Source organism: Nocardia sp. MH4 (genome assembly GCF_019266065.1).
Lineage (GTDB): Bacteria > Actinomycetota > Actinomycetes > Mycobacteriales > Mycobacteriaceae > Nocardia > Nocardia canadensis.
The window spans coordinates 1-7152 of the sequence record NZ_LPNR01000015.1; the positions used below are offsets into that span (position 1 = coordinate 1).

Sequence of the window (7152 nt, forward strand, 5' to 3'; positions counted from 1 at the left end):
GCCACCAGCGCGGGCCGGGCCGCGGCCCCGCCGACCGCGCCGACGCGCGCGGCCAGCGCGGCGACGGTCGGCGCCTCGAACAGGTCGCGAATGGTGACCTCGGCGTCGAGGGCCTCGTTGATCCGGGCGATCGCGCGGGTAGCCAGCAGCGAGTTGCCGCCGAGCGCGAAGTAGTCGTCGTCGGCGCCGACCCGCGCCATGCCGAGCAGCTCGGCGTAGACGCCCGCCACGATCTCCTCGGTGGGCGTCGCGGGTGCGCGGAACTCGCCCGCCGTGAAGGTGGGCGCGGGCAGCGCCTTGCGGTCGAGCTTGCCGCTCGGGTTCAGCGGGAACGCGTCCAGGGCGACCAGGGCGGCCGGAATCATGTACGCGGGCAATGATTCACCGATCGCGGCGAGCAGCGCCGCCTGCTCGATCCGCTCCCCCGGCTTGGGCACCACGTAGGCGACCAGCTGCTCACCGGCGGGCGAATCGGCCACCACGGCGACGGTCTGGCTGACCGACGGCTGCGCCAGCAGCGCGGTCTCGATCTCGCCGAGCTCGATCCGCTGGCCCCGGAACTTCACCTGGAAGTCGGTGCGGCCCAGGTATTCCAGGACCGGGGTGTCGGCGGTGGGCGTGCGCCACATCACCAGGTCACCGGTGCGGTACATCCGCGCTCCGGGCGTGAACGGGTTGGCCACGAAGCGATCCGAGGTCAGGTCCGGCCGAGCGACGTACCCGCGCGCGAGCTGATCGCCCGCCAGGTACAGCTCGCCGACGACACCCGCCGGCACCGGCCGCAGCCGCGAATCCAGCACGTAGACCTGGGTGTTCCACTGCGGCACGCCGATCGGCACCGACCCGCGATCGGTTTCGCCCGCGGGCCAGTAGGTCACCGACACCGCGGCCTCGGTCGGGCCGTAGAGGTTGTGCACCTGCGCGGTCGAGACCGCGCGCAGCGCCTCGACGGTCTCCGGCGGTAGCGCCTCACCGATGGCGAACACGTCGCGCAGCGTGGGGATGGCGCCGGGCGCGGTGTGCGCGGCGAAGACGGTGAGCATCGACGGCACGAAGTCGGTCATCGTGACGCCCTGCGCGGCAATGGTTTCGGCGATGTAGGCGGGATCACGGTGGCCGTCGTGGGTCGCGACGACCAGCTTCGCGCCGGTGCGCAGCGGCATGAAGTAGCCCCACAGCGACACGTCGAAGGTGGTCGCGGTCTTCTGCAGGTAGACATCGCCCGGAGCCAGCGGGTACTCCGCGAGCATCCACGCGATCTGGTTGTCGATCGCCTGGTGCGAGACCGCCACACCCTTCGGGCGGCCGGTGGAACCCGAGGTGAAGATGACGTAGGCCGGGTGCTGCGGCAGCACCGGCCGGACCAGCTCGGCCGGGCTCAACGGCTCGCCCGAGAAGCCGTCCAGCGCAACGGTGTCCATGGTGATCACCGGGGTCGCCGCGGGCACCTCGACGGCGTCGGCGGTGGTGGTCAGCACGCACACCGGCTGCGCGGTGTCGAGGATGTGCGCGATCCGCTCGGCCGGGTGATCCGGGTCCAGCGGCACGTACGCGCCGCCCGCGGTGACGATCGCGTACATGCCGACGACCAGATCCAGCGACCGGCGCACGGCCAGCCCGACCAGCGATTCCGCGCCGACCCCGCGCTGCGCCAGCAGCCGGGCCAGGCGGTTCACCCGCTCGTCGAACTCGCGATAGGTCAGCTCGGTGCCCTCATAGGACAGCGCCACCGCATCGGGATGCGCCGCGACCGCACCACGGTAACCGTCGAGCAGCAGCGCGGGCGCCAGCTCGTGCCCGGTGTCGTTCCACCGCCGCAGGATTCGCTCGCGCTCGTCCGATTCGAGCAGCTCGATCGCGCCCACCGGACGGGCCGGATCGGCGACGACCTCGGTGAGCAGGCGCACCAGCCGGTCGGCGAACCCGGCGACGGTGGCCTCGTCGAACAGGTCGGTGGCGTAGGTGAACGCCGCCGACACCCCGTTGGAGACACCGGCGGTCTCCAGCGGGACGAGGGTGAGTTCGAGGTCGAACTTCGCGAACGGCACGGCCAGATCGACGCCGGCGACCGTGAGGCCGGGCAGCGTCAGCTCGGTGCCCGCGAGGTTCTGGAAGGTGAGCATCACCTGGAACAGCGGGTGCCTGGCCATCGACCTGGCCGGATCCAGCAGCTCGACGAGCCGCTCGAACGGCACGTCGGCGTGCCCGAAGGCGGCCACGTCGGTGCCGCGGACGCTGCCGAGCAGTTCGGCGAAGCTGCGGGCCGGGTCCACGTCGGTGCGCAGCACCAGGGTGTTGACGAACATGCCGATCACGTCGTCGAGCACCGCTTCGCCGCGACCGGCCACCGGGGTGCCGACGGCGATGTCGGTGGTGCCCGACAGGCGCGCCAGCAGCACGGCCAGCGCGGCGTGCACGACCATGAACAGCGTCGAATTGTGTTCGCGGGACAGCCGATCCAGTGCGGCGTGGGTGTCGGCGTCGATCCGGAAGTCGTAGCTCGCGCCCCGGTTGGTCATCGCCGCGGGGCGCGGGCGATCGGCGGGCAGGTCCAATTGCTCGGGCAGTCCGGCCAATTCGTCACGCCAGAACGAGATCTGCTGAGCCAGCAGCGAATCCGGATCGGACTCGGCGCCCAGTGTCGCCCGCTGCCACAGCGTGAAGTCGGCATACTGCACCGGCAGCTGATGCCAGGCCGGCGCGCTACCGCGCAGCCGATCGGAGTAGGCGGCGATCAGGTCGCGGGTCAGCGGCGCCATCGAGAAACCGTCGGCGGCGATGTGGTGCACCACGCACAGCAGCACGTGCTCGTCGGCGCCGAGGCGGAACAGCCGCACCCGCACCGGCGGCGCGACCGCGACATCGAAACCGGCCACCGCCTGCTCGGCGATCAGACCGGGCAGCTGCTCGGGGGTCGCGTCGACCAGCTCGACCTGCGGGACCGCGCGGGGATCGCCCACCGGCAGCACCAGCTGCACGGCGTCACCGTCGACCTCCGGGTAGATCGTGCGCAGTACTTCGTGCCTGCCGACCAGGTCGGCGACGGCGGCGCGCATGGCCGCCACATCCAGCTCGCCGGACAACCGCACCGGCAGCGGGATGTTGTTGGCGCCGCTGCCCGGATCGAACCGGTTGAGGAACCACATCCGCTGCTGCGCGTAGGACAGCGGGATCTGCTCGGGCCGGGTCTGCGCGGTCAGCGGGTTGCCGGTGCCCGCGCCGACGTGCGACTCGACGCGCGCGGCCAGCGCCGACACCGTCGAGGCCTCGAACACCAGCTGGACCGGCACCCTGGCATCGAGCGCGGTCCCGATCCGGGCCACCGCCTGGGCGGCCAGCAGCGAGTTGCCGCCGAGCTCGAAGAAGTCGTCGTCCGCGCCGACCTGGTCGTCTCCCGACACCAGCAGCGCCGCGAACACCTGCGCGATGATCTCCTCGATCGGCGTGCTCGGCGCGCGGAACTCGCGGGCGGTGAAGGTGGGCTCCGGCAGGGCCTTGCGATCGAGCTTGCCGACCGGGGTCAGCGGGATCTCGTCGAGCAGCATGATCGCCGCAGGCACCATGTACGCGGGCAGCAGGCCCGACAGGTGGTGGGCCAGGTCGGCCGGGGTCACCGCGGCGCCCGCGCGGGGCAGCACGTAGGCGACCAGCGAGGTCACGCCGTTGGTCAGCGTGCGGCCGAGGGTGGCCGCGAAGTCGACGTCGGGGTGGGTGGTCAGCGCGTTGTCGATCTCGCCCAGCTCGATGCGCAGGCCGCGGATCTTGACCTGGAAGTCGGAGCGGCCGAGGTACTCGAACTCGCCGGAGGTGTCGCGGCGCACCAGGTCACCGGTGCGGTACAGGCGTCCGCCGGGCGCGCCCGCGTCGGCGCCGAACGGGTTGGCGACGAAGCGCTCGGCGGTCAGCTCGGGACGGTCCAGGTAGCCCTGGGCCAACGCGGGACCGGCCAGGTACAACTCACCGACGACGCCCGCGGGTACCGGGCGCAGGCGCGCGTCCAGCACGAAGGCCGCGACACCCGGGATCACCGAACCCAGCGTCACCGCCGCGCCCGCGGTCATCTCGCCGGTGGTCACCATGACGGTGGCCTCGGTGGGGCCGTAGGCGTTGAACACCGAACGGCCCTGTGCCACCCAGCGATCCACCAGTTCGGGGCCGAGCTTGTCGCCGCCGGTGACGACCACCCGCACGCTGTCGACCCGGGTGGAGTCGACCGACTCGAGCGCGCCCGGGGTGATCAGCAGGTGCGAGACCTGTTCGCGGCGAACGAGATCGGCGAGTTCGTCGCCACCGAACACCGTCGGCGGCACCACGACCAGCGTCGCGCCCGCGGTGAAGGTGAACAGCATCTCCATCAGGGAGAAGTCGAAGCTGGGCGAGCTCAGGTGAGTCACCCGCGAGCCCGCGTCGATGCGGTACTGCCTGCCCACCGCGGCCATCGTCGACAGGCCCGCCTGGGTCACCACGACGCCCTTGGGCAGACCGGTGGAGCCCGAGGTGTAGATGACATAGGCCGGATGCCGCTCGTCGAGCGTGCGCACCCGGTCGCTGTAGGAGATGGCGTGCGCGGGCTGGGCCGCGATCCGCGCCGCGACGGTGGGGTCGTCGAGCTCGAGCCACTCGGTGGAGGTACCGAGCGCGGGCCGGTGCGCGGCGGTGGTGACGCCGAGCACGGCGTGCGAATCGGTGACGATGTGGGCGATGCGCTCGGCCGGGTAGGCCGGGTCGATCGGCACGTAGGCGGCGCCGGACTTGGCCACGGCCCACACACTGAGCACCGATTCGATCGAGCGGGTGATCGCGACGGCGACGATGTCACCGGGGCCGATGCCACGGGCGATCAGCTCCCTGGCGAGCCGGGAGGACTCCTCGTCCAGCGCGCGGTAGGTGAGTTCGCGCTGGTCGGCCGGGTCGCCGGTGGGGTTGAACCGGATGGCGGTGGTGTCGGCGGCCGATTCCACGGCGGCCGTCAGCAACTGACCGAATGTCGGACTGCTCGACCGGCGACGGCGGTTACCGCGGGCAGAACGACGGGCAGTTTCCATTCGGGTTCATTCACCTCTCATCGAGCATGGACGCGCCGACGGCCGCCCCGTGCAGATCGAGCCATCATATCGAGCGACCACAGACCGACCGAACGTCGTGCCGACAGCCCCCGATTGCGGGGCCCCCGGTTCCACGGGCCCTGAGGAGTATCGGCCCGCCGACCAGGCGTGTTGCCGGATCACACAGCAAAGTGACGGGGCTCATACTGAACCACCGTCACTCGGCTTTCGCGGAGAGTCCGCGACTGGAAACGCTCAGTGCGCGGAGGGGCCCCACTCCAGCGGCACACCCTTGGAGGCGAGGTAGGGAATGGGATCCATCTTGGCGCCGCCCTGATCCCAGATCTCCAGGTGCAGGTGCGGGCCGGTGGACTGGCCGCGGTTGCCGACGGTCGCGATGACGTCGCCCGCGTTGACGCGCTGACCCTGGGTCACCAGCATCTCGTTGACATGGCCGTAGACGGCGGTGGTGCCGTCGTCCTGCAGCACCCGCACCCACAGGCCGAAGCCCGAGGCCGGGCCCGCCTCGACGACGGTGCCGCTGGACACGGAGTGGATCGGGGCGCCGATCGAGTCGGCGAAGTCCAGGCCGTAGTGCATGGCGCCCCAGCGGGCGCCGAATCCGGAGCTGATCGGGCCCGCGACCGGGCGGGCGGCCTGCGGCGGCGCGACCTGGTGCTGGATGCCCTGGATGATGTCCTCGACCTGGGCCAGCGGGCCCGCGATCTCGGGCGGCAGGTTGCCGATGCCGAACGGCGCGGCGACGGGCGACGCGATCGGCGCGGCGACAGCGTCGACCTGCGTGGGCGCCTCGGCGGGCGCGGCGACCTGCTTGGCGGCGACGAGGTTGACCTCGGCGGCCTCGCGAGCGGAATCGGGGACGACGGATTCCTCGACGTCGTCGTTGTGCGTCGGCAGCAGCGGGGCCGCGTAGGCGATGGTCGGGGCGATCGAGGCGGCGGTGCCGACGATGGCGCCCGCGGCGACCGCGGCGCTGGCGGCGACCCGCACCCGATCGGTGCGAGAGGGTTCGGCGCGGTGCCGGCTCGGGCGCCCGGCGCCTCCGTCACCCAACAGGGCCTTGACGGAGATGGATTCGGGGCCCATACGGTGCTGCGACAAAGTCTCGTCCTAGCGTCCGACAACAAGGAAACGAAACCGGTGACGACCGGCCCGGAATCCGCCTGGGCGGTTCCCGTTACCGACCCGCGTGTAACGGTTCGGCATCCGTTGTGACGGGAACTCTACCCGGTCGTGACCATTCCGCAACCTTCTCCGTCGAACTCGCAGGTGGGAGGCCTGTCCCACAGTAACGATCCCGTTGCCGAGCCGGTCACACGCGCCGGTCCCGGCGCTTGACCCGGCGCCGACGGGACAGACTCGGGACATGGTGATCGAGAGCTTGCGTGTCCCTATCGTCGCCGCGCCCATGGCAGGCGGCCCGTCCACCCCGGAGTTGGTGGTCGCCGTCTCGAACGCGGGCGGATTCGGCCAGCTGGCCGCCGGCTACCTCGCGCCTGCGGCGATGGCCGACCAGATCGCGGCGACCAGAGCCGCGACCACCGCCCCCTTCGGCATGAATCTGTTCGCCCCCGGCCCGGTCGCCGAGCCGGCGACCTACGCGGCCTATCTGGCCGAGCTGGGCGCGGAGTTCCCGCTCGGCACGCCCAAGCACGACACCGACGGCTGGGCGGAGAAGATCGACCTGCTGGTGGCCGACCCGGTCGCGGTGGTGTCGACGACCTTCGGCTGCCCCACCGCCGTCGAGGTGGACCGGCTGCACGCGGTCGGCACCGAGGTCTGGGTGACGGTCACCTCCCCCGCCGAGGCGGCGATCGCGCTCGACGCGGGCGCCGACGCGCTGATCGCCCAGGGCGCCGAGGCGGGTGGACACCGCGCGAGCTTCCTCGACGATCCCGCCGACGACCCGGTCGACCCGCTCGGCCTGCTGACCCTGCTCCAACTGCTCACCGCGAGCACCGACCGCCCGATCATCGCCGCGGGCGGCATCGCCACCGGCGCCGGCCTGGCCGCGGTACTCGCCGCGGGCGCGGCCGCCGGGCAGCTCGGCACCGCGCTGCTGCGCTGCCCGGAGGCGGGCACCAAC

3 protein-coding genes are annotated in these 7152 nt (G+C 72.0%); 1 reads left to right on the forward strand and 2 read right to left on the reverse strand.

Features of this window, described 5'->3' with window-relative positions; genetic code table 11:
- On the reverse strand, positions 1-5045 hold a 5045-nt coding region (locus ATM97_RS00260; RefSeq protein WP_218715870.1), incomplete at its 3' end, for a non-ribosomal peptide synthetase.
- A 255-nt stretch (positions 5046-5300) separates the two neighbouring features.
- Positions 5301-6167: a M23 family metallopeptidase gene (locus ATM97_RS00265; protein ID WP_255586510.1), complete on the reverse strand. Its 867-nt coding sequence runs from the start codon at positions 6165-6167 to the stop codon at positions 5301-5303.
- Positions 6168-6432: 265 nt separating this feature from the next.
- On the opposite strand from ATM97_RS00265, the gene ATM97_RS00270 reads away from it, so the two are divergent.
- A partial coding sequence (locus tag ATM97_RS00270; protein WP_218715871.1) for a nitronate monooxygenase occupies positions 6433-7152 on the forward strand: 720 nt, incomplete at its 3' end.